We start from the raw sequence: 21,593 nt of genomic DNA, 5'->3' as shown, positions 1-21,593 counted from the left end.
GTCGAAGCTACATTCTCTGGAGAACAAGCAAACGGACGACAATCACCGCCTGTCCGTATTTCTCTATGCCCACAATTCTTCGGAGACGTCCAATCCCAAAGCTCTCATCGCAAAGAAAGGTGATTCATATCGCCCTGTTCGGAACTGCACCGGAGTGGGCACCGAGAACATAGGGTCAGATGACGCTACCTCCAGAGCACACAGCGTCGCGCGACACTCAAGCGTGCGCACCAGCCCACCCGGCACTTGCTCAATAATATCCCGCACTTCCGTCTCCATGCGATGCGCCCAAGCTACATCCCTGTGCTCCTGAGCCAGTTTTGCCAGCATTTCAAGGGCCGTCCTGCACCCTGACATCGAACCATATCTCTCGATCATTCGATGACATCCCTCTGCCACTGACGGCGAGATTGAAAACTCGTGCCTGCTTGTCTCATCACCATCCAATTTCCGTTCTCCAGTCCCGCTGTCATGGTGCTGTCCTTCCAGCACCCGGGAACTCACTTGCCCGTCAGCTTCCAGCGCTCCGGCGAATGCGGACGCCGCAACGATGACCGATGCCAGAAGGAAAGCGCTCATCATCCATCTTGTATGGAACATTCCGAGATTACTCCCTGAGTCAGTTCATGACTCAGCAACTCCTTTATGGAAGAACTTTCGGCGGCGGCCCGTTGCGAATTCTCTCGAGATTTGCCTCAAACAAAGATGGAGGTGGGGGCGGCGATTGGGGCAGGGGCGGAGGCTCTACGTACAGGGTGTTCATCGCACCGGACCGCCACACCCACAGCTTCGATAGTAGTTTGACAAGTAACGTGCTGCCAGCCGCAAATTGCCGTAGTAAGCGTTCCAGTCCCCTTCGGCACGTGCGTATGCCGCCGAATCTAGGGCAGACGCTTCCTCAGCCACCCACCCCAATGCGTCGCTGTAGTCGGTGTTATCCGCCAACAAGTACGGACTTCTAAGGAAGCTCTGAAAAACCGGTCATGACAGCGGACTCGGTCCAAGCGCACGGACGGAAGCCGGGTGCGGCGCGAGATGTTCCGCTCTGCGCGGGCGGTTTCGATGCAAAACGCTGCATTTCCCGAATTTCATCGACACTTCGCCTACGTTGCCAGCAGCTGTCGCCTGACCAGATACAGATTGGTGAGCGCCGCCGTCACTTCCAGCCGATGCAGGTTCTTCGCCAACCCGCGGTAACGAACCTTGCGGAAGCCGAAGATGTTCTTGATCACGCCGAATACGTGCTCGACCTTGGCCCGCACCCGCGATTTGTTGCGGTTTTTCGCCTTCTCGGCCTCGTTGATCGTACCGTGGAAGCGATAGCGGCGGTTGGTGAAGTCCTTGGCGTGGGGCGCACGGCTGCGAATGAGGTTCCGCTGGCCTTGGTAGCCTTGATCACCCCAGACCCGGCTCTCCTTCCCGTGCAGCAGATAGGGCAGTGCTTCCCGATCGTGGACGTTGGCCGCCGAAGCAAGCACGGTGTGCACCAGCTTGGTTCTGCTGTCGACGCCGATGTGAGCCTTCATGCCGAAGTACCACTGCTGGCCTTTGGCCGTCTGATGCATCTCAGGATCCCGTTGACCGGCCTTGTTCTTGGTCGAACTCGGCGCGCCGATGATCGTGGCATCGACAATAGTGCCCTTGGCGATCTTGATGCCACTGCGGTGCAGGTGGTCGTTGACCGCGGTCAACAGCGTCTTGCCGAGCTTGTGGCGCTCCAGCAGATGGCGGAACTTGCAAACCGTGGTCTCATCGGGAACGCTCTCCATCCCAAGATCGATGCCGGCAAAGCTGCGCATGGCCAGCGAGTTGTACAAGGCTTCTTCCACCGCGGGGTCCGACAGGTTGAACCACAGCTGCAGGAAGTAGATCCGCAGCATCCGCTCCACCGGAATCGGCGGCCGGCCGCCGTTCTCGCTAAGCTTCGGGTCCACCGTCTGCACCGCTGCCGCCAGCTCCGGCCACGGAATGATCTGGTCCATATCCAGGAGAAACTGCGCTCGGCGCGTGGTCTTGCCGAACTTCTCGAAACTCGTCAGCGTCTGCTGTTTCATCACGACCTCCGCACGGTTGAGCAATCATGCCTCAGCGGGCGGGGTAAATCAGAATTTCCTCAGCTGTCACCATGGAAGATGCTCCCTACGACCCATCATGAAAAGCGTCACAGTCAGCGTATCGCCCGAGGGCAAGCTTTCATCACCCGCTAGCCAGTATCCCGTTACGATTCCTTTGGAGCGCAGAAAACCATCATCTAGCAGTGGGAAGTAATTGAACCAGCCATCAGTCGAGCTCACCTCAGCGACGCACAGCGATGTGCGGCATTCCAAGGCGCGTACCGCGCACTGCGCATGCTGCGGACACTGCGCCACGATGTCTTCACGAATCCTAGCTTCGATCACCTCCGCCCATGCAGGGTCGCGTTCCTCGTTGGCAAACTCATCAAGATCGTGAATAACCCTGCCACACGGCGCCCCCGCGGCTACTGCTCTGGTGGGACACGTGGCAAGCACCGACTCCGATGCGGGAAATGGCACCCGACCAGCAGTAGGCCTTTGCGGTCGGTCGTTAGCTGCTACCCCATCGACTCGATCACCTGCTTGCACTTGCCCAATCAGGGCCACTGATGAGGAGTCGGCACAATCGCCCGAACCAGAGCACACCGCAAGCAAGAGAATCAGTAAGACCTCCGCAGATGACCCACCCTTAAGATTGAGTGGGCTCTCCCTCTTGTCGACACAAGCACGCATACAAACCTCCGTCATGGAAGGGACAGTCGTGGTGGCTGAATCCAATCAAAATTCAGCGATGGACTGGAGGGGGAGGGCAAAGAGCCTCCTATCGGGATTGGCTCTGGTCCTGGCTTCTCTACCAGGTTCCCGTAGAGCGCGTAATCATAGCGACGTATGGCATCGTCAATTTGTTCAGTCGCGCGCAATACTGCGAAGTCATCACCAGCAAAACGGGCATTGTTCAGACGCTCCGCTGCCTCGGCCCAGGCTTTCTCAGCCTGCAAGGCAGCCGGTATATCTGGGCTCCAACGTCCGCCCTGCCAAACGCTACTGCCAGCATCCGCCAGTAGATATGGGCTCCGGAACACCCTGCCGGTGCCTGAAAAGTCCATCGCAGAATCCCTCGCCACGACAGGCACCATCCTGCCATTCACCTCCGCATACCCCACCAGATCGACATTGCGGAAAGCGCGAAAATCTGCAACCGCCTGCCCTAACGTCAGCTCTCGCAACTGCTCGCGCGAAGTCATGTCATCGTTGATCATGCGCAAGACCGCCGTCGAAGTCCGCATCAGTCCAACTGCTGCGTCCCTCACACCGGTTGGAATCGGCATGTCAGCGCCGTCACAGTAGGGAAGCGCGGCACGGCATCCGGCCAGCCAGCCACTGAAAGCATGTTGGTAGTTGCGCAGCGCCACATCCAGACTGAGCATCGCGTTGTCCATGATGCGGCCGATCTGCCTGGAGAATTCCATGCTCTCCCTGTCCGCCGAGTACCCGCTCGGATCCCTGGCAGTCAATGGATTGTTCGCCACATAACTGTGCGGATCGAGCGTCTGCGGCGAGGCCAGATCCCCGCCATACACCGGATCGGCCGACAGGAACCGCCCGAGCTGCGGGTCATACACCCGCCCGTTCATGTGCACCAGCGAGAGGTTGTCCAGGTGCTCGTGCCCGGTGAACCCGCGCCGTGTGGTCGCGGTGATGGTGGTCCACTCCGCCGCCAGCAGCTGGTCCTGCCAGGCGCTGCCGCGGCGGCTGCCGAAGGCGGCAAAGCTCAGCTGGCTGAGCAGCGTGCCGTCGGCCTGCATCACCGCGGTGGCCGAGCCCAGATGATCCCCGGTGACGTAGTAGGTGGCGCTGGCCGGGCTGCCGGCACTCTTGCGCACCTGCAGCGCCATCGTGCCTGCCCCTGCCGGGATGTAGTGCTTCCACTCGGTCACCGCGCCGCGGGTCACCTTCTCCATCACCCCGCCGAGGTAGAGCGTGGTCTCCGTGGTGCTGGCGGAGTACACCGCCACCTGCTTCCAGCGGCTGCGGTTGGGCCCACCCTCATGCTCGCTGCCGAATCCAGTTTGCAAATGTAATCAACACAAAGCCGAATGATGCCGCTGCGAACGGCAGTAGAAGAAACACAATCCATGGAAAAAGGTCATCAGATGGTAGACCATTAAGATACGCAACCCCTCCTCTCCCGGATAGATCACCGATCATCGCAATAAGAACCAAGGGTGAGACAACGATAAATACCCACCCCACAAATAATAATGCGGTGCTGTAAAAGTGCAGAAAGCGGAGAAAGAACCAGCGAGTGTGATTAGCCAGACGATGGCCTATCTTGATCGTGGGCTTCTCAATCACATGAATGCTCCGGGAGATTCCTTACAAAAGAGCATGTCGCAACCCCCTCGTCCCGAATCCTACGGACCGTAGACCGGAGCTGTCGTGTATCCCCACCGGATGATTTCACCTGTCGCGTTCATGTATCCGATGCCCGGTCCTCCTCTTAGGCCTATCGTGCCCGAAACCTGAAATGGATCATTTCGGCCAGACACTGATCCTGACAAACGCCCAGCAGGTCAATGGGTTCTAGCCAGGAACGCCAATATCAAGCTTGCTGCAAAACCTGTCACTGTCAGAAACACGTACACAGCCCATAACTTTATCCATCCCGCTGCTTGCGCTGGCCCGCTGCGTACATTAATACCCGTACGCTTACCAACTACAACATGCAGGCATCCAATGGCGATACCTACAAGAATCAAAATGATCTTGTGACTTATGGCCCACTCAACCAAGGTAAAGGACCGAAAAAGCGCGAACTCACAGATTGTTGCAAGAGAGATGAGATTCAGCTCAAGCATGATCGACAGTGCCATGGCGGCACTGAGCGCGGGAAAGGAACGCTGTCCCTCTTTGCTTGCGTATAACGCCCGCAAGCCATCAAAGATCTCAAGGTACACAGCTGCCACCAGACAAATCCTCCCGCCCCGCCAACATGACGAGCTCCATGGTCCCTCGTGCAAGAAAGTATGGCCCGGTCACCACAACAGATTGTGGAACAACAACGCTTACCACAAATGCTGCGGTATCTAGAGTACCTACGCTTGCATCCCAATAATTCCCCGTCCGAAATCCGTTGATCGCAGTCGCTGCCGAGACTAATGCGCCAGCAGCACCGAGCCCTCTGACGAGAATCGGAGCGTCATTCCTAACTTGAGCTGCGATTCCTATTGTCATACCCGCGAAAGTTGAAGCGAACCCGGCCAATGCATACCGATCTGAATTGCTCATTACACACTGCTTCTCGGACGGCAATTCAGGAAGAACGCCCACTAGTGGCTTCGTTTGCGGTTGAGAACTGGCCTTCCTTTCTGATGCTTCATTTGGCTTCGTTGCAGTCACCACGATGGTGTTAATTGCATCCTCTTCCGCCTCGTCTTCGGTGGGAAGGCCCTCTATCACTGTATCGAAACTACCGTCATTTATTGAATCAAATACGGACTGAATCTCAAACCAGTCATTCCACCAGTTTGTTTTCGGCTGCACCCCAATGACGGTGATTTCATCCATCCACCCGCTCGGATCCGTAGCAGTCAATGGATTGTTCGCCACATAACTGTACAGATTGAGCGTCTGCGGCGAGGCCAGGTCGCCGAGGTACACCGGATCGGCCGACAGGAACCGCCCGAGCTTCGGGTCGTATACCCGGCCGTTCATGTGCACCAGCGAGAGGTTGTCCAGGTGCTCGTGCCCGGTGAACCCACGGCGCGTGGTCGCCGTGATGGTGGTCCACTCCGCCGCCAGCAGCTGGTCCTGCCAGGCGCTGCCGCGGCGGCTGCCGAAGGCGGCAAAGCTCAGCTGGCTGAGCAGCGTGCCGTCGGCCTGCATCACCGCGGTGGCCGAGCCCAGATGATCCCCGGTGACGTAGTAGGTGGCGCTGGCCGGGCTGCCGGCGCTCTTGCGCACCTGCAGCGCCATCGTGCCCGCACCGGCCGGGATGTAGTGCTTCCACTCGGTCACCGCGCCGCGGGTCACCTTCTCCATCACCCCGCCGAGGTAAAGCGTGGTCTCCGTGGTGCTGGCGGAGTACACCGCCACCTGCTTCCAGCGGCTGCGGTTGGGCCCATAGGCAACCTGGCTGGAGACACCGTCCTGGGTGCTGAGCGTCAGCGGCAGGTCGTAGCTGCTCCAGCTGATGGTCCTGCCGACGGCAGCGCCCCCGCGGGTGGTCTGGTTGCCGTTGGCATCGTAGGCGTAGCTGTCGCTCAGGCAGTCGCAGCCGCAGTCGTGGAGCACCTCGCTCACCGCGTGCGGATGGGCCGCGTTGCTGTACTGGTAGCTGTACTGGTAGCTGTAGCTCATCCCGCCTTCCAGCCGGCTCGCGATGCTGCCGTTGGCGTTGTAGCCGAGTGCGAGGTTCTGCACCCCGGCGCGCTGGGAATAGGACAGGCGGTTCAAGGCATCGTAGAAGAACGTCTCGGTCAGCCCGCCCTGGGTGTGGTCGGTGCGGGTCTTCAGGTTGCCGCCGGCATCCCAGTTGAACGAGAGGTCCTGGCGCACCGCGCTGCCCACGCTTGCCGGGTAGGACAGCAAGCCCGGCACCCCTGCACTGTTGTGGTCGCGGTTGAACACGTGGGAGTCGCCATCGGCCGTGATCGTGGTCTGTATCAGCCAGCCGGCCGAGTCCAGATCATAGACCTCCGCATGACCTTGCGCACCGCAGGCATGCTGGATCTACCCGCTTTCGACACCCTGCTAGAATTCCCCCATGCCCATCACCACCCCCATCGCGCAGGCCCTCTGCGCCGCGCTGGAGTATGCCCCGGAGCGCGGCGAGGAGATCGCCGGCCTGCTCACGGCGCCGCCGAACCTGAGCATGGGGGATTTCGCCTTTCCCTGCTTCCAGCTGGCAAAGGCGCTGCGTGCGCCGCCGCCGAAGATCGCCGCGGACCTGGCGGCCCGCGTGAACCCCGACGCGCTGATCGCGAAGGCGGTGGCGCAGGGCCCCTATGTGAACCTGCACCTGCACCGCCCGGAGGCGGCGCGACGCGTGCTCGGCGCCGTGCTGACGGAGGCGCGGGGCGAGGTCCGCCGCAACACCGGCGGCGGCCAGGTGGTGGTGCTGGATTTCTCGGCGCCGAACATCGCCAAGCCGTTCCACTTCGGCCACCTGCGTTCCACCAACCTCGGGGCGGACCTGGCGCGGATATTTGCCTTCCTCGGCTACCGCGTGGTGCGCCGGAACTACCTCGGCGACTGGGGCACCCAGTTCGGCTTCGTCATCCATGCCTGGCAGAAGTGGGGCGATGCGCAGCTGCTGCGCGAGCGGGCCATCGATTACCTGGTGGAGCTCTACGTGCGCGCCTACCGCGAGAGCGAGAGCGACCCGGGTGTGCGCGAGCAGGCGCGGCTGCTGTTCCTGCGGCTGGAGCAGGGCGATCCGGAGATCACCGCGCTCTGGCGGCAGTTCCGCGAGCTGTCGCTGGCGGGATTCATGAAGACCTACCGGCGGCTCGGCATCGAGTTCGACAGCTACGAGGGCGAGGCCGCGGTGAACCCGCTGGTGGAGGCGACGATCGCGCGCTTCCAGCGGGCAGGTGTCGCCGAGGAATCCCAGGGCGCGCTGGTGGTGCAGGTGGGCGCGGTGATCGGCCGCGAGATCGCGCCGCTGATGCTGCGCAAGTCCGACGGCGCTTCCACCTATGCCGCCCGCGACTGCGCCGAGGCGCTGGATCGCTGGGAGCGCTACGGCTTCTCCGCCAATATCTATGTGGTCTCGCGCCAGGAAGACCATTTCGCCCAGGTGTTCGCCGCGCTGACGCGGCTCGGCGAGGCGGAGGGCTGGGACAGCCGCTGGCCGGCGACCTGCGAGAACGTCAGCTTCGGCTACGTGCGCGGCATGTCCACCCGCAAGGGCGAGGCCGTGTGGCTCGAGGCGGTGCTCGACGAGGCCCGCGACCGCGCGCGGCGCATCCGCGAGGAGAAGTCCGCCGCCAACCCGCGCGCCTTCCCGGCGCTCTCGCCGGACGAACTCGACGCCGTGAGCGAGGCCGTGGGCCAGGCGGCGCTGCTGTATTTCGACGTCTCCGCCCGGCGTCTCTCCGACGTCAGCTTCGACTGGGACAGCGTGCTGCAGTTCGAAGGCAACACCGGGCCGTACCTGCAGTATTCCCATGCGCGGATGTGCGGCATCTTCCGGCGCGCCGCGGCCATGGGCATCGGTGAACCGGCGGCGCTGCCGCCGATGCCCGCCAGCCTGGCCGACGAGGAGTGGGCGCTGGTGCTGGCGCTGCGTGGCTTCGGTGCCGCGGTCGAGCGCGCCGCGGCCGAGCGCGAACCGCACGAGGTGGCCCGCTACCTCCACGGGCTCGCCAGCGCCTACAACGCCTTCTACAACAACTGCACGGTCCTCGACGCTACCGATGCGCCGACCACCAACGCGCGCCTGGCGCTGGTGAGCGCCTGCCGCGCGGTGCTCGCCAGCGGGCTGGGCCTGCTCGGCATCAGGCCGCTGGAGACGATGTGAGCGTCCCGGGGCATCGCTGATCGTGGCCACCCGTCGCAACCGGCGCCGTGCCGGCAGCACCCGCAGCCGCACGGGCACACCGGCCTGGGTGTTGCTGCTCGCGGGGCTGGCACTGGGCGCGGCCGCGGTGGCGGCGGTGTTCGTGGTGCGCGAGCGCCTCGCCAGCGGCGCGGCCGCCCGGGCGCAGGCCGTCGAGGCCGCCGCGGAGCGCCCGCGGCCGGCACCGAAGCCGAAGGCGGGCACGGCACCGCCGGAGAAGCGCTTCGAGTTCTATGAGATGCTGCCCAACTTCGAGGTCGTGGTCCCGGAGCAGGAGCGCGACGTGCGCCGTGACACCACGCCGGCGCCGGTGGACGTACCCGGGGCCTACGTGCTGCAGGCCGGCTCCTATGGCAGCTTCGCCGAGGCCGACAAGGTGAAGGCGCGGCTGGCGCTGCTCGGCATCCGCTCGCAGATCCAGAAGATCACGGTGGACGAGCGGCCCTATCACCGCGTGCGCATCGGGCCCATCGACGACCTCGGCGAACTCAACCGCACGCGCCGCCAGCTGCGCGAGGCGAAGATCGACGTGCTGGTCATCCGGGTGGGCGAATGACGAACCGATACCTGGGCTTCATCCTGCTGGCCGGCGCCGCGCTGCTGGCGGCCTGCGCGCCCGTGGCCCGGGCGCCGGCACCGGCGCCGCAGCCGGTGCCCCCGGCGGTGCCAGCACCCCCGGCGCCCGTGCCGACGCCAGCACCCGCGCCCGGCCCTCGGGCCTGCGCCACGCTGGACATCGCCGCGGTGGGCGACATCATGCTCGGCAGCGATTTCCCCGAGGACGTCCTGCCGCCCGACGACGGCCGCGGCCTCCTCGCCGCCGTCGCCCCGGAGCTGCGCGCCGCCGACCTGACCTTCGGCAACCTCGAGGGCGTGCTGATGGACGGCGGCGAGCCGGTGAAGAAGTGCCAGGACCCGAAGGTCTGCTACCTGTTCCGCTCGCCGGCCCGCTACGCGCGCACGCTGGCCGAGGCCGGCTTCGATGTCATGAGCCTCGCCAACAACCACGCGCGGGACTTCGGCGAAGCAGGCCGCAGCGCCAGCATGGCGGCGCTGGATGCGGCCGGCATCCGCCACTCCGGGCGCATCGGCGACATCGCCAGCTGGGAACAGGGTGGCCGGCGCATCGCGCTGGTGGCCTTCTCCTTCACCAGTGGCTCCCACCCGCTCAATGACCTGGCCGGGGCGCGCGCCCTGGTCGGCGAACTGAAGGCCGGCCATGACCTGGTGATCGTCTCCTTCCACGGCGGCGCCGAGGGCGGCGATGCCACGCAGCTGCCCTTCACCACTGAACGCTTCTTCGGCGAGGACCGCGGCGACGTCGTGGTGTTCGGGCGGGCGATGGTGGATGCCGGCGCGGCGCTGGTCCTCGGCCACGGCCCGCATGTGCCGCGCGCCATCGAGGCCTGGAACGGCCACCTGATCGCCTACAGCCTCGGCAACTTCGCCACGTATTTCGGCATCAGCATCGCCGGGCCCAAGGGCTATGCGCCGATCCTGCGGGCGACGCTCGACGGCGAGGGGCGGCTGGTGTCCGGGCGCATCGTCTCGGCGATCCAGCAGCGGCCGGACGGCCTGCGGCCCGATCCCGGCCAGCAGGCCGGGCGCCTGATCCGCAGCCTGACCGAGACCGACCTGCGCGGCGGCGGCCTGCTGTTCGACGCCGATGGCGGCTTCCGCCCGGCGACGCCGCCACCGGCCTGCGCGGCGGCAGCGCCATGAGCGGCAACCAGCTCGAGCGGCACTATCCCGGCCTCGCGGCCGCGCTCCCCTGCCTGACGCTCGGCGAGTGGCCGACACCGCTCGAGGAGCTGCCCGGGCTCGCCGCCCAGCTGGGCCTGGCCGCGCTGGCCGTGAAGCGCGATGACCTCAGCTCGCCGCTGTACGGGGGCAACAAGCTGCGCAAGCTCGAGTACCTGCTGCCGGACGCGCTGGCGTCGGGCTGCGACGCCGTGGTCACCTACGGCTCGGTGGGCTCCAACCATGCGCTCGCCACCAGCGTGTTCGCCACGCGCCTGGGTCTGCTGTCCCACGCGGTGCTGGTGGACCAGCCGCCCTCGCCGGCGGTGGCGCAGAAGCTGCGCTACCTGCTGAAGACCGGCGCCGTCATCCATGCCGCCGGCAGCTTCAACCAGACGCGGCAGATCTTCGAGCGCATCAGCCACAGCCACCCCGGCGGGCCCGCGCGCGTCTGCGACATCCCCTGGGGCGGCTCCAGCTGGCGCGGCGCGGTGGGTTTCGTCGCCGGCGCCTTCGAACTGGCGCGGCAGGGCGCGGATGCCGGCACCCCGCCGCCGGACTTCCTCTATGTCTCCGGCGGCACGCTCGGCACGGTGATCGGCCTCGCGCTCGGCCTGCGCGCGGCCGGACTGCCGACCCGCGTCGTCGCGCCACGGGCGGTGCCCTCGGGGGCGGGCTCGGCCGCGCACGCCGCCGAGCAGCTGCTGGACACCAACCGCGAGATCCATGCCCGGGATGCGTCGTTCCCGCTGTTCGACGAGCCGCTGGCCAACGTCGAGCTGCGGCCCGAGTTCTACGGCACGGGCTATGCCGAGGCGACACCCGGGGCGCTGGAGGCGATCGAACTGATGCACGGGCAGGGCGTGAAGCTGGAGGCCACCTACACCGGCAAGGCCTTCGCCGGCCTGCTGGCCGACGCCCGCAGCGGCCGGCTCGCGGGCAAGCGCGTGGTGTTCTGGAATACCTACAGCTCGGCGCCGTATCCGCCCGATCTCGACGCGGTGGACCTCGCGCGGCTGCCGGCCGCGTTCCGGCACTACGTCGAGGGCGGATAGCGCGGTATCCGCGCGGACGCCGGCTCAGTCCTCGCCCAGCGTGCCGCGGAAGTCGATGCCGAGGGAGCGCAGCTTGCGGTACAGGTGCGTGCGCTCCATGCCGACGCGCTTGGCGAGCAGGCCGACCTTGCCGCCGCAGAGGGCGAGCTGCTCGGTGAGATAGGCGCGTTCGAACTGCTCGCGCGCCTCGCGCAGCGGCAGCGCCAGCAGGTCCTGCTTGACCAGCGGTTCCTGGGTACCCGGCGCCGGGCGCAGCTCGCGTTCCACCTCGGCGAGCGGCACTTCCTCGGGACCTCCCGCCACCAGCAGGCGGCGCACCAGCCCGTTGAGCTCGCGCAGGTTGCCGGGCCAGGGGTAGTTGCGCAGGCGGTTCTGCGCCGCGAAGCCGAAACGCCGGAAGGCGAGGTGCTCGCGGTCGGCGAGGTCCTCGGCCGTGTAGCGCAGCAGCTCGGGGATGTCCTCCGAATACTCGCGCAGCGGCGGCACCTCGATGCGCAGGGCGCCCAGCTGTTCCACGAGATCGGGTCGCACCGCCGCCGCGGCGGGATCGGCCAGCGTCGCGGGGCGCAGGGAGGCGACGAGGCGCGCGGCCAGCGGCAGTTGCACGGCATGGCCGATGCGCGTGTAGCGCATGGATTCCAGCACGCCGGCCAGCAGCGCCTGGGCAGCCGGACCCGTGTCCTCGAGGTTGCTGATGAACAGCGTGCCGGCGCCGGCCTGGTCGAGCAGCCCGCGCTCGGCGCCGGTGGCCGAGTCCGTGCCGAGCAGGGCCTGGGCGGCGGTCTCCGCCTGGAGGCTGGCCCCCGGCACCGCGATGAACGGCGCGTCGCGTCGGGGACTCGTCTGGTGGATGAAGCCGGCCAGTGCGCCCCGCCCGGTTCCGCTCTCGCCGACGATGAGCAGCGGCGAGGCCTGCGGCGCCAGCTGTTCGGCCTGCTGGCGCAGCTCGCGGATGCGCCGGCTGCGTTCCAGCGCGGCGAAAAGCGGTGGCAGGCGCGCGCCCCGCGGGCCGCCGCGGTCGGCCGGGCGCACGCCGCGCAGGGATTTTTCCACCGTGCGCAGCAGCTTGTTGAGCGACAGCGGCTTCTCGACGAAATCGGCGGCGCCGAGGCGCGTGGCCTCCACCGCCGTCTCCACCGTGCCATGCCCGGAGAGGATCACCACCGGGCAGCCGACGCGGTTCTCCTGCTGCCACTCGCGCAGCAGGCTGATGCCGTCGGTGTCCGGCATCCAGATGTCGAGCAGCACCAGGTCGGGCGAGCGATCCTGCACGGCCTCGCGCGCCTGCGCGGCGTTGGCGGCGGTGGCGACGTCATAGCCCTCGTCGGAGAGGATTTCCTGGATCGTGTTGCGGATGTCCGCCTCGTCATCCACCACCAGGATGTGGGGTGCGCGCATCGGGCCTACCTCCGTTCACCTGCCCGCCGCGGCCGGCTGTCCGGCTGGGCGTCACGGTCGCGCTGGCTCACCGGTAGCGTAACCCGGATGGAGGCCCCGCCGCCCGTCTGGTTCCAGGCGCTGACCGTACCGCCGTGCTCTTCCACCAGCCGTCGCACGATGGCAAGGCCGAGGCCGGTGCCGCGCGTCTTGCCGGTGACATAGGGATCGAACACCCGGCCGAGCAGGCTGGCATCGATCCCTGGCCCGTTGTCGCGCACGACGATCTCCACCATCGCGGCGGCAGCCTCGCCCAGCCGGCGGGTGCTGATGAAGATGCGGCCGCCCGCCTGGCCCTCCAGGGCCTCGGCGGCGTTGCGGATCAGGTTGTGCAGCAGCTGGCGCAGGCGCACCGCATCCGCCTCGATGCTGGCCAGGCCGGCATCGAGGTCCAGTACCAGCTCCGGCTGCTGCGGTCCGTGGTAGAGGTCGGCCAGCTCGCGCACCAGGCCATTGAGGTCCATGGCGGCAAAGCTGACCTCGGGCGCGCGCGCGTACTCGCTGAAGGCATTGACCATGTCGCGCATGGCCTCGACCTGCTGGACGATGGTGTGCGTGGCGCGATCCAGCAGCTCGGTGTCCGCCTCCGGCTGGCCGGCCAGGTAGCGGCGCCGGATGCGCTCGGCCGACAGCTGGATCGGCGTCAGCGGGTTCTTGATCTCGTGGGCGAGCCGGCGCGCCACCTCGCCCCAGGCCGCCTCGCGCTGCGCCTGCAGCGTGGCGGTGATGTCCTCGAACACGAGGACGAAGCCCGGGCTGGCCCCCTGTTCGTCGGGCAGCGGCGCGGCCGAGCACATCAGCACGCGGCGCGCGGCGTTCTCGGCGCCGATCGCCATCTGCTCCCGCCAGCCGGCGGGCGACTCGCGGCTGCGCTGCAGGCAGCCGCCGAAGAACTGGTCGAGCAGCGGATGCTTCGCGCCGATTTCCTCCAGGGTCTCGCCGACCTGCTGCGACAGCCCGGCCCCGAGGATGGCGCCGGCCGCCTCGTTGGCGATCTGCAGGCGACCGCTGCCGTCGACGGCGACCACGCCGCTGGCCAGGCGCGCCAGCACCGTCGCCAGCTGGCTGCGCGAGCGCTCGATCTCGGCGGCGCTGCGCCGGGCCTGCTCGCCGGCTGCGTCCAGTTGCGCCGTCATCTCGTTGAACGACTCGACCAGCGCGCCGATGTCGTCCCGGCTGGTCACCGGCAGGCGCATGTCCAGGCGGCCGGCAGCCACCGCGCGGGTGCCGGCCACCAGCGCGCGTACCGGTGCCACCAGGCGCCGGGAGAAGACGAAGGCGCCATAGAAGGCGGCGAACAGCGCCAGCAGCAGCGCCACCGACAGGGCCAGCGTGAAGCTCGATTCCAGCGGATCGCGCAGGAACACCAGCTCGCCGTAGCGGCTGTAGATCTTCTGCACCGACTCGGCCAGCGCGCCCAGCTGCTCGCTGACGGGGAACAGCGCCTGCAGCGTCATCACGTCGCCAGCCGCGTCGCCACCCGGGCGCAGCAGTACCGCGGCGCGCACGCGCAGGCGGTCCCCGCCGGCGGGCTCCACGGCGACATAGCGGCCGTCGCGCGGCAGCTGCAGCAGCACGTCCTCGCCCGGCAGCTCCGGCATGACGCCGGGCCTGGCATCGCTGCTGGTGGCGACGATGCGGTAGTTGCGCGCGAACACGCTCATCTCGCTGGCGCCGGCTTCGCGCCGCAGCCGCGGCAGCGCCTCCACCATCTCCCCGGGGGCCAGGCCGGCGAGTTCGCGCGCCACCTGCTGCGTGTGCTCCAGCGCAGCGCGCAGCTCGGCATCGAGCGCGCCGCGCGACAGCTCCAGGGAACGCTCCAGGCCGAGGGCAATGCGGTCATCCGCCCAGGTCTCGATGCCCCGGTGCAGGAACTGCACGGACAGCAGGAACACCACCAGCACCGGCGCCGCCGCCACGGCGGCGAAGGCGCCGAGCAGGCGCAGCTTGAGCACGGAGCCCGGCACGTTCTCGCGGCGGTCGCGGAGCAGCCGCAGCAGGTTGAAGAGGAGCAGACCGAACAACAGCAGCGCGCCAGCCGTGTTGACCAGCAGCACGGTATCGTGCCAGCGGCCGAAGCGATCGGAGTTCTGTACGGTCTGGGTGAGGAGCACGAGCCCGGCGAGGCCGATGGCGGCCAGCACAGCCGCCAGCACCCAGCCGGGTGGCCGCAGCCTTACGGGCTCATCGTCCATTCGTACCAGTCGCTCTCCAGGCTGAAGCCGCTGTCCCAGAAGGCCAGCACCTGCAGCGGCCCGGGCAGGCGCTGCTGGTCGAGCACGGCCCGCACCGAGATGACATAGGTCTGGCCGGCGACCAGCGTGCCGGGCTCCGCCACCGCCAGTCCCTGCACGCGGCCCAGCGCGTTGAGCGCGCCGAACAGGGTGCCGTGGGAGGTGTCCGCGCGGCCGTCCGGATAGGCGACGAGGTAGCGCTTCGTCAGCGGCTCGTAGCTCAGCTGCCAGTCACGGTGGACGGCGAGCACCTCGGTGTTCGGCAGCCAGCGGCGCACGCGATCGGCGCCAAGCTCCACGCGGATGGTCAGCATCACGCCATTCTCCAGCGCGGCGATCGCCTCGTCGGTCAGGCGGTATTCGATGCGGGCGCTGAGCCGCCAGGCGCCGTCGGTGAGACCCATGCTGGCGGTGCGCACGTCGAAATCCTCGGCCCGCGCGCCGGCCGCGGGCAGGGTCAGCAGCAGGGCGGTGAACAGGGCGGCGATGCATCCGGCCACGGCCTGGAACCTCGGGGACGATGACTGCATGGGGACTGTCTGGATGGCGGATGGGAGGCCCGGCGCGCTCAGCCGGTTCTGCGGGTCATTAAAGCATAGTAGAGACCATCGGTATCGGCCTCGCCCGGCAGCGCCTGCCAGCCCGCGTGGCGCGTGCACCGCAGCCAGCCGGGCAGCGTCCCGGCCGGCGGTTCGGCCGCGGCGGCCTCCGTGTGGTCCGCGAGGAAACCGGCCACCACGTCATCGTTCTCCTCGTGCAGGATCGAGCAGGTGGCGTAGAGCAGCCGGCCGCCGGGGCGGAGCAGGGGCCAGAGCGCCTCGAGCAGCTGGCGCTGGCGCCGCGCCATCGGTCCGATATCCGTCTCGCGGCGCAGGATCTTGATGTCCGGGTGCCGGCGGATGACGCCGGTGCCCGAGCAGGGCGCATCGAGGAGGATGCGGTCGAAGGGTTGGCCATCCCACCAGGCCGCGGGCGTGGTGGCATCCGCCCGGAGGGTGGTGGCCGGCAACGCCAGCCGCGCGAGGTTCTCGCGCACGCGCCCGAGGCGGGCGTCATCCGCATCGAGAGCAAGCAGATCGAGATCGCCACCAGCCTGCTCCAGCACATGGCAGGCCTTGCCGCCCGGCGCCGCACAGGCATCGAGCACGCGCATGCCCGGGCTGGCGCCGAGCAGCGGCGCGGCGAGCTGCGAGGCCGCGTCCTGCACGCTGAACTCGCCCGCCGCGAAGCCCGGGATGTCGGCCACCGGCAGGGCACGCGCGAGGCGCAACGCACCGGGCACCGGGCCAGGCGCCGCCTCGATGCCCGCTTCCCGAAGGCGCGCCAGGCCGGCCTCCGGCGCCAGCCGCGTCTGGTTCACGCGCAGCCAGAGCGGCGGCGACTGCTGTGCGGCCTCGAGGATGCGCGGCCAGTCGCCGGGCCAGTCCCGGCGCAGCCGCGCGATCAGCCAGGCCGGGTGCGAGCTGCGCGCCTGCTCGTCGGCGAGCGCCTCGGCCAGCAGCTGCGCGCGCTCGCGCTGCAGGCGCCGCAGGCTGGCGTTGACCACGCCGGCGAGCCGCGGCCGGCCGAGCAGCCGTGTCGCCGCCACCGTGGCCGACACCGCCGCATAGTCCGGCTGCCGCTCGTCGAGCAGCTGGAACAGCCCCACCGAGAGCAGCGCCTCCAGCAGCCGGTCCCTGCCCGGCAGGGGACGGTCGAGCAGCAGCGCCAGCAGGCGCCGGTGGCGGTGATGCCAGCGCAGCGCGCCATAGGCGAGCGCCCTGGCCTGGCTGCGATCGGCAGGCGCGAGCTGCTGCAGGTCGGGCGCGCCCAGCGCGGCGTCCAGCGTGGCGCCCGCGCCGAGCACCGCCGCCACGGCACGCGCCGCGCATGCCCGGCTCGCCGCACCGGGCTCCGCGCGGCCGCCGCCACGGCTCATGCGCCGAGGACCCTGCCGACGACAGCGAACCCGTTGGCGAACACGCCGGCGGCGACCCGCTGGCGGCCGGCGAGCTGCACGCTCAGCAGCCGCAGCACGCCGTCGCCCGTCTGCACGTCGATGCCGTCGGCTCCCGCCGCGAGCACCCTGCCCGGCGGGGCCGTGCGATCGCCGCCCGCCTGCGGCCGTGCCAGCCAGCAACGCAGCTGCTGGCCCTCGAGCCGCGTCTCCGCCACGGGCCAGGGGTTGAAGGCGCGGATGCGCCGGTCGAGCGCGACGGCGGGCTCCCGCCAGTCGATGATCGCCTCGGCCTTGGTGATCTTCGGCGCATGCGTCACACCGGTGGCAGGCTGCGGGACGAACCGCGCGCGGCCATCGAGGATGCCGTCGAGCTCGGCCATCAGCAGATCGGCGCCGAGCCGGGCGAGCCGGTCGTGCAGCTCGCCCGCGGTGTCGGCAGGGCCGATGTCGAGCGCCTGCATCGCGGCGACGGGGCCGGTGTCGAGCCCTTCTTCCAGCCGCATCAGCGCCACACCGGTCTGCGCATCGCCCGCCAGCACCGCGGCCTGGATCGGCGCCGCGCCACGCCAGCGCGGCAGCAGCGAGGCATGGATGTTGAGGCAGCCCCGGCGCGGGATGCCCAGCACCTCCGGCGGCAGCAGCAGGCCGTAGGCCACCACCACGATGAGGTCGGGGGCCAGACCGCGCAGCGCCTCGCGCGCGCCGGCATCGCGACGCAGGCTCGCGGGCTGCAGCACCGGCAGGCCATGCGCCAGCGCGCAGGCCTTCACCGGACCCGCCTGCAGTTTGCGTCCGCGGCCGGCCGGGCGGTCGGGCTGGGTGAGCACGGCAACGACCTGGTGCGACGAGGCCACCAGCCGCTCCAGCGCCGGCACGGCGAATTCCGGCGAGCCGGCGAAGACGATGCGGGATGGGGGCGGACTCACCGGCGGCGTGACCTGGCGGCTGCGGCCGGAGGCCGGGCCGGCCTCAGAGCGCGGGCGCGCGCTCGCCGTCGCGCCGTGCGGACTTCGCCAGCTTCTTGCGGATGCGCTGGCGCTTGAGCTCGGAGAGATAGTCGACGAAGAGCTTGCCCTCGAGGTGGTCCATCTCGTGCTGGATGCACACCGCGAGCAGCCCGTCGGCGTCGAACTCCAGCGCCTTGCCCCGGGCGTCCAGGGCCCGCACGCGGATGCGGCGGGCCCGCGACACGCTCTCGGTGACCCCGGGCACGGACAGGCAGCCTTCCTCGCCGGTGCCGATGTCCTCGCGCTCGAGGATCTCGGGGTTGATCAGCGCCATCGGCTGCTTGCGGTCCTCGGAGATGTCCAGGACCAGCACGCGCAGGTGCACGTCCACCTGCGTGGCCGCCAGGCCCACGCCGGGGGCGGCGTACATGGTCTCCAGCATGTCGGCCACCAGGCGCCGTATTTTGTCATCGACCACCGGCACCGCCGCCGCCCGGGTGCGCAGCCGCGGATCCGGATATTCCAGAATCTTCAACAGCGCCATGGGTATTCCTTCACAGTTTCGTGTCCATCACTATGAAGGTCCGATAATTTTATGATATACCGCATCCGATTCGTCCCGGGCCATCGGGGTTGGGTTCGGTGGCAACGGATTCCTGAGTTGTTGTCGCAAACGTGTGTCGCACCGCGATCCCCGCCGACCGGGCCGGGATTCTAGCACCGGAGGATTGCCTCCCCGGCGCGGCGGTCAGCATAGGGATGGAGCTTCCATGAAGATCTCTCGCCCCTCCTTGGTTCCGGCCCTCGTGGTCGCCTGCACGGCGTCGCTGGTCCTCGGCAGCGCCTGGGCCGCCGCCGGTCCCGGCATCAGCCTCATGGCGGCGGACGCTGCCGCCACCTCGCCGGCCCTCAATCCGGCCCATCCGGACAGCTACACGGTGAAGCGGGGCGACACCCTCTGGGGCATCTCGTCGATGTTCCTCAAGGACCCCTGGTACTGGCCGGAGATCTGGTACGCCAACCCGCAGGTCGAGAACCCACACCTTATCTATCCGGGTGACGTGCTGACGCTGGTCTATGTCGACGGCAAGCCGCGGGTGCAGGTGCAGCGTGCCGCCGCCAGCCAGCCGGGCGGCACCGAGAAACTCTCGCCGCAGATCCGCGAGTCACCGCTGGAGAGCGCCATCCCGGCCATCCCGCTCGAGGTGATCGGCGCCTTCCTCGGCCGCGGCTCGGTCCTGCAGAAGGACGAGATCAAGCGCTCCCCCTACGTGGTGTCCATCCGCGGCAAGCACATCATCGGCGCCGCGGGCAACGAGCTCTACGTGCGCGGCAAGGTCGAAGGCGTGGACCACGGCTACAGCGTCGTCGAGGTCGGCAAGCCGCTCGTGGACCCGGACGACGGCGACGTCGTCGGTTACGAGGGCATCTACGTCGGCGCCGGCACCATCCGTCGCGTCGGCGATCCCTCCACGCTGTTCCTGACCGACACCAGCCGCGAGGCCACCGAGGGCGACCGGCTGATCTCGCAGCAGGTGGCCTTCCCCGCCCAGTTCGTGCCGACCGTGCCGCCGCGGCCCGTCGAGGGCACCATCATCGCGGTGATGGACGGCGTGTCCCAGGTCGGCCAGTACCAGGTGATCATCATCAACCGCGGCAGCGGCAATGGCCTCGCGCCCGGCAACGTACTGCGCATCTGGCAGGTCGGCGAGAAGACGGCCGATGCCGCCAAACCCGGGCGAATCTCCGCGAATGTCCGCTTGCCGGATGAGCCGGCAGGGCTTGCAATGGTGTTCCGCACCTACGACCGCGTGAGCTACGCGCTGGTCATGCGCGCCACCAGTGAAATGCATGTGCAGGACATCGTCAGGAATCCCTAGCCACCGCGCCGCGCCCCGGGCACGGCCCGCGATCGCACCTGATCCGCACAGCCCGCCGCAAGGCGGGCTGTGCCGTTTCCGGGGCCGCTGATGCAGCGGACCTGGCTGATCCTCGCCGATGCACCGGGCCTCAGCGGCGCCGAACTGCCGGCACTGCTCGCCGCCGCCGGCGGCATCGACGGGCTGGCGCGCGCCCCGGAGGCGGCGCTGCGCGCGGCCGGCGCCAGCGACGCGCTGCTCGCACACCTGCGCGCACCGGACGAGGCACGCATCGCCGCCGCCGGCGCCTGGCTCGCCGCTGCCGCCGATCATCACCTCGTCAGCTGGGAGGATCCGCTCTATCCGGCGCTGCTGCGGCAGATCCCCGATCCGCCCGTGGCCCTGTTCGTGCGCGGCGATGCGCGCTGCCTGGCCGAGCCCCAGATCGCCATCGTCGGCAGCCGCAACGCCAGCCCCGGCGGTGCGGCGACCGCCCGCGCCTTCGCCAGCCATCTCGCGGGCTGCGGGCTCGGCATCACCAGCGGCCTGGCGCTCGGCATCGATGCGGCGGCGCATGCCGGCGCTCTTGCCCGTAGCGGGGCCCGTAGCGGGGCCGGCGGCACGACCGGCAGTGGGCATACCGTGGCGGTGCTCGGCACGGGGCCGGACCAGGTCTACCCGCGCGCGCACGCGGCGCTCGCGGAGGCGATCGCCGCGAACGGCGCGCTGTGCACCGAGTTCCTGCCCGGCATGGGCCCGATGCGCGGCAACTTCCCGCGCCGCAACCGCATCATCAGCGGCCTCGCGCTCGGCACCCTGGTGGTGGAGGCGCGCCTGCAGAGCGGCGCGCTGATCACCGCGCGGCGTGCCGCCGAGCAGGGTCGCGAGGTGTTCGCCATCCCGGGCTCCATCCACAACCCGCTCGCCAAGGGCTGCCACCGGCTGATCCGCGACGGCGCGAAACTGGTGGAGTCCGCCGAGCACATCCTCGAGGAACTCGCGCCCCTGCTCGCGGTGGATGCTACGGCCGAAGCGGCAGCGGAGGCCGGCGCAGCAGACCGCGTGCGCGACCCGGCCTACGCGCGCCTGCTCGATGCGCTCGGCTGGGACACGCTGGATGCCGACACGCTGGCCGAGCGCAGCGGATTGACGCCAGCGGAGGTTTCCTCCATGCTCCTCATCCTCGAGCTCGAAGACTCGGTGCGGCTGCTGCCCGGCGGCCGCTACCAGCGACAGGGGTAAGAGCCGGTCCCAGAGGGTCACCAGAAGTAATGAACCACAGCGTACTCGACGTGCTCATGTACCTGTTCGAGACGTTTTCCGAGCAGGAGCACGAAGAGGCCACGGACCAGGATGTCCTCCGCCAGGAGCTCCTGCGGGCCGGGTTCGGCGAGCCGGAGGTGGACCGCGCGCTGGACTGGCTCGAAGACCTCAACCGCGACCCCGACCGTCCGTTCCCCTCGGCGCCGACCGAGCGCTCCCTGCGCCTGTTCAGTTCCCTGGAGCTGTCGCGGCTCGATGCCGCCTGCCGCGGCTACCTGATTTATCTCGAGCACATCGGTATCCTGTCGCCGCTCAACCGGGAGATCGTCATCGACCGGCTCATGGCCCTCGGCGCCGGGGAGATCGATGTCGAGCAGGTCAAATGGGTTACGCTGATGGTGCTGTTCAGCCAGACCGGGCAGGAAGGGGCCTTCGCCCGCATGGAAGACCTGGTCTTCGAGGAGAACACCGGCCTGGTCAACTGAGCACGCAGCGCAGGCAGAGTTTCCCCCGACCGCGGCCCAGCCGCGGTTTGTCGTCTA

18 protein-coding genes are annotated in these 21,593 nt (G+C 68.4%); 7 read left to right on the top strand and 11 right to left on the bottom strand.

Annotation, left to right across the window (positions count from 1 at the left end):
- Window positions 1-63: 63 nt before the first annotated feature.
- The 5 genes from HRU81_12855 to HRU81_12835 form a co-directional block, all read right to left on the bottom strand.
- On the bottom strand, window positions 64-579 hold the full coding sequence (locus tag HRU81_12855) for a hypothetical protein (GenBank protein QOJ32933.1): 516 nt from the start codon (window positions 577-579) through the stop codon (window positions 64-66).
- A 524-nt stretch (window positions 580-1,103) separates the two neighbouring features.
- Window positions 1,104-2,054 carry an IS5 family transposase gene (locus HRU81_12850; protein QOJ32932.1) on the bottom strand — a complete coding sequence of 317 codons (951 nt, stop codon included), beginning with the start codon at window positions 2,052-2,054 and terminating at the stop codon, window positions 1,104-1,106.
- Window positions 2,055-2,758: 704 nt separating this feature from the next.
- Window positions 2,759-4,024, bottom strand: a complete 1,266-nt coding sequence (locus HRU81_12845; protein ID QOJ32931.1) for an RHS repeat-associated core domain-containing protein — start codon at window positions 4,022-4,024, stop codon at window positions 2,759-2,761.
- A 564-nt stretch (window positions 4,025-4,588) separates the two neighbouring features.
- The gene (locus HRU81_12840) at window positions 4,589-4,981 is read right to left on the bottom strand and encodes a hypothetical protein (protein QOJ32930.1); all 393 of its coding nucleotides are present in this window, start codon (window positions 4,979-4,981) and stop codon (window positions 4,589-4,591) included.
- A complete protein-coding gene (locus tag HRU81_12835) occupies window positions 4,962-6,644 on the bottom strand; it encodes an RHS repeat-associated core domain-containing protein (GenBank protein ID QOJ32929.1) in 1,683 nt (560 codons plus the stop codon). The genes HRU81_12840 and HRU81_12835 overlap by 20 nt, the downstream gene beginning before the upstream one ends.
- A gap of 136 nt (window positions 6,645-6,780) precedes the next feature.
- Here HRU81_12835 and argS point away from each other — a divergent pair, with 136 nt between their 5' ends.
- Genes argS through HRU81_12815 form a run of 4 tightly spaced genes read left to right on the top strand, consistent with a single transcriptional unit; the run spans window position 6,781 to window position 11,372 of the window.
- Entirely contained in the window at window positions 6,781-8,538 is a 1,758-nt protein-coding gene (argS, locus tag HRU81_12830; GenBank protein ID QOJ32928.1) for an arginine--tRNA ligase, read from the top strand.
- Between the two features lie 22 nt (window positions 8,539-8,560).
- A complete protein-coding gene (locus HRU81_12825; GenBank protein ID QOJ32927.1) occupies window positions 8,561-9,133 on the top strand; it encodes an SPOR domain-containing protein in 573 nt (190 codons plus the stop codon).
- Complete coding sequence (locus HRU81_12820; protein ID QOJ32926.1) at window positions 9,130-10,299, top strand: CapA family protein; 1,170 nt, start codon at window positions 9,130-9,132, stop codon at window positions 10,297-10,299. Before HRU81_12825 ends, HRU81_12820 begins: the two co-directional genes overlap by 4 nt.
- Window positions 10,296-11,372 carry a pyridoxal-phosphate dependent enzyme gene (locus HRU81_12815; GenBank protein ID QOJ32925.1) on the top strand — a complete coding sequence of 359 codons (1,077 nt, stop codon included), beginning with the start codon at window positions 10,296-10,298 and terminating at the stop codon, window positions 11,370-11,372. The genes HRU81_12820 and HRU81_12815 overlap by 4 nt, the downstream gene beginning before the upstream one ends.
- Before the next feature lie 24 nt (window positions 11,373-11,396).
- Here HRU81_12815 and HRU81_12810 read toward each other — a convergent pair whose 3' ends face one another.
- From HRU81_12810 to def, 6 genes are read right to left on the bottom strand one after another with little or no spacing between them, the layout of a single operon-like run.
- A complete protein-coding gene (locus tag HRU81_12810) occupies window positions 11,397-12,746 on the bottom strand; it encodes a sigma-54-dependent Fis family transcriptional regulator (GenBank protein ID QOJ33406.1) in 1,350 nt (449 codons plus the stop codon).
- Window positions 12,747-12,775: 29 nt separating this feature from the next.
- Window positions 12,776-15,004: a HAMP domain-containing protein gene (locus tag HRU81_12805; GenBank protein ID QOJ32924.1), complete on the bottom strand. Its 2,229-nt coding sequence runs from the start codon at window positions 15,002-15,004 to the stop codon at window positions 12,776-12,778.
- Entirely contained in the window at window positions 14,986-15,573 is a 588-nt protein-coding gene (locus HRU81_12800) for a DUF4390 domain-containing protein (protein QOJ32923.1), read from the bottom strand. Before HRU81_12800 ends, HRU81_12805 begins: the two co-directional genes overlap by 19 nt.
- A 38-nt stretch (window positions 15,574-15,611) precedes the next feature.
- Window positions 15,612-16,961, bottom strand: a complete 1,350-nt coding sequence (gene rsmB, locus HRU81_12795) for a 16S rRNA (cytosine(967)-C(5))-methyltransferase RsmB (GenBank protein ID QOJ32922.1) — start codon at window positions 16,959-16,961, stop codon at window positions 15,612-15,614.
- Window positions 16,958-17,908 (bottom strand): methionyl-tRNA formyltransferase, encoded by a 951-nt coding sequence (locus HRU81_12790; GenBank protein ID QOJ32921.1) that lies wholly within the window; start codon window positions 17,906-17,908, stop codon window positions 16,958-16,960. Before HRU81_12790 ends, rsmB begins: the two co-directional genes overlap by 4 nt.
- Before the next feature lie 43 nt (window positions 17,909-17,951).
- Complete coding sequence (gene def, locus HRU81_12785) at window positions 17,952-18,473, bottom strand: peptide deformylase (protein QOJ32920.1); 522 nt, start codon at window positions 18,471-18,473, stop codon at window positions 17,952-17,954.
- Window positions 18,474-18,699: 226 nt separating this feature from the next.
- On the opposite strand from def, the gene HRU81_12780 reads away from it, so the two are divergent.
- The 3 genes from HRU81_12780 (at window position 18,700) to HRU81_12770 (ending at window position 21,536) form a co-directional block, all read left to right on the top strand.
- On the top strand, window positions 18,700-19,809 hold the full coding sequence (locus tag HRU81_12780; GenBank protein QOJ32919.1) for a LysM peptidoglycan-binding domain-containing protein: 1,110 nt from the start codon (window positions 18,700-18,702) through the stop codon (window positions 19,807-19,809).
- Window positions 19,810-19,899: 90 nt separating this feature from the next.
- Window positions 19,900-21,030, top strand: coding sequence for a DNA-protecting protein DprA (gene dprA / locus HRU81_12775; GenBank protein ID QOJ32918.1), 1,131 nt, complete (start codon window positions 19,900-19,902; stop codon window positions 21,028-21,030).
- 29 nt (window positions 21,031-21,059) lie between these two features.
- Window positions 21,060-21,536, top strand: coding sequence for a DUF494 domain-containing protein (locus HRU81_12770; protein QOJ32917.1), 477 nt, complete (start codon window positions 21,060-21,062; stop codon window positions 21,534-21,536).
- The last annotated feature ends 57 nt before the right edge of the window (window positions 21,537-21,593 follow it).

It is taken from the genome of Gammaproteobacteria bacterium, assembly GCA_015709695.1.
Taxonomy (GTDB): Bacteria; Pseudomonadota; Gammaproteobacteria; order Steroidobacterales.
The sequence above is the reverse complement of the archived record's forward strand: the minus strand, read 5'-3'. Positions and strand labels throughout refer to the sequence as shown.

Excerpts from the sequence above, each read along its gene's own strand:
- dprA (QOJ32918.1), top strand. The coding sequence starts at position 19,900 with ATGCAGCGGACCTGGCTGATCCTCGCCGATGCACCGGGCCTCAGCGGC.
- HRU81_12770 (QOJ32917.1), top strand. The coding sequence starts at position 21,060 with ATGAACCACAGCGTACTCGACGTGCTCATGTACCTGTTCGAGACGTTT.
- HRU81_12820 (QOJ32926.1), top strand. The coding sequence starts at position 9,130 with ATGACGAACCGATACCTGGGCTTCATCCTGCTGGCCGGCGCCGCGCTG.
- rsmB (QOJ32922.1), bottom strand. The coding sequence starts at position 16,961 with ATGAGCCGTGGCGGCGGCCGCGCGGAGCCCGGTGCGGCGAGCCGGGCA.
- HRU81_12780 (QOJ32919.1), top strand. The coding sequence starts at position 18,700 with ATGAAGATCTCTCGCCCCTCCTTGGTTCCGGCCCTCGTGGTCGCCTGC.
- HRU81_12850 (QOJ32932.1), bottom strand. The coding sequence starts at position 2,054 with ATGAAACAGCAGACGCTGACGAGTTTCGAGAAGTTCGGCAAGACCACG.
- HRU81_12800 (QOJ32923.1), bottom strand. The coding sequence starts at position 15,573 with ATGCAGTCATCGTCCCCGAGGTTCCAGGCCGTGGCCGGATGCATCGCC.
- HRU81_12815 (QOJ32925.1), top strand. The coding sequence starts at position 10,296 with ATGAGCGGCAACCAGCTCGAGCGGCACTATCCCGGCCTCGCGGCCGCG.
- HRU81_12855 (QOJ32933.1), bottom strand. The coding sequence starts at position 579 with ATGAGCGCTTTCCTTCTGGCATCGGTCATCGTTGCGGCGTCCGCATTC.
- def (QOJ32920.1), bottom strand. The coding sequence starts at position 18,473 with ATGGCGCTGTTGAAGATTCTGGAATATCCGGATCCGCGGCTGCGCACC.
- argS (QOJ32928.1), top strand. The coding sequence starts at position 6,781 with ATGCCCATCACCACCCCCATCGCGCAGGCCCTCTGCGCCGCGCTGGAG.
- HRU81_12805 (QOJ32924.1), bottom strand. The coding sequence starts at position 15,004 with ATGGACGATGAGCCCGTAAGGCTGCGGCCACCCGGCTGGGTGCTGGCG.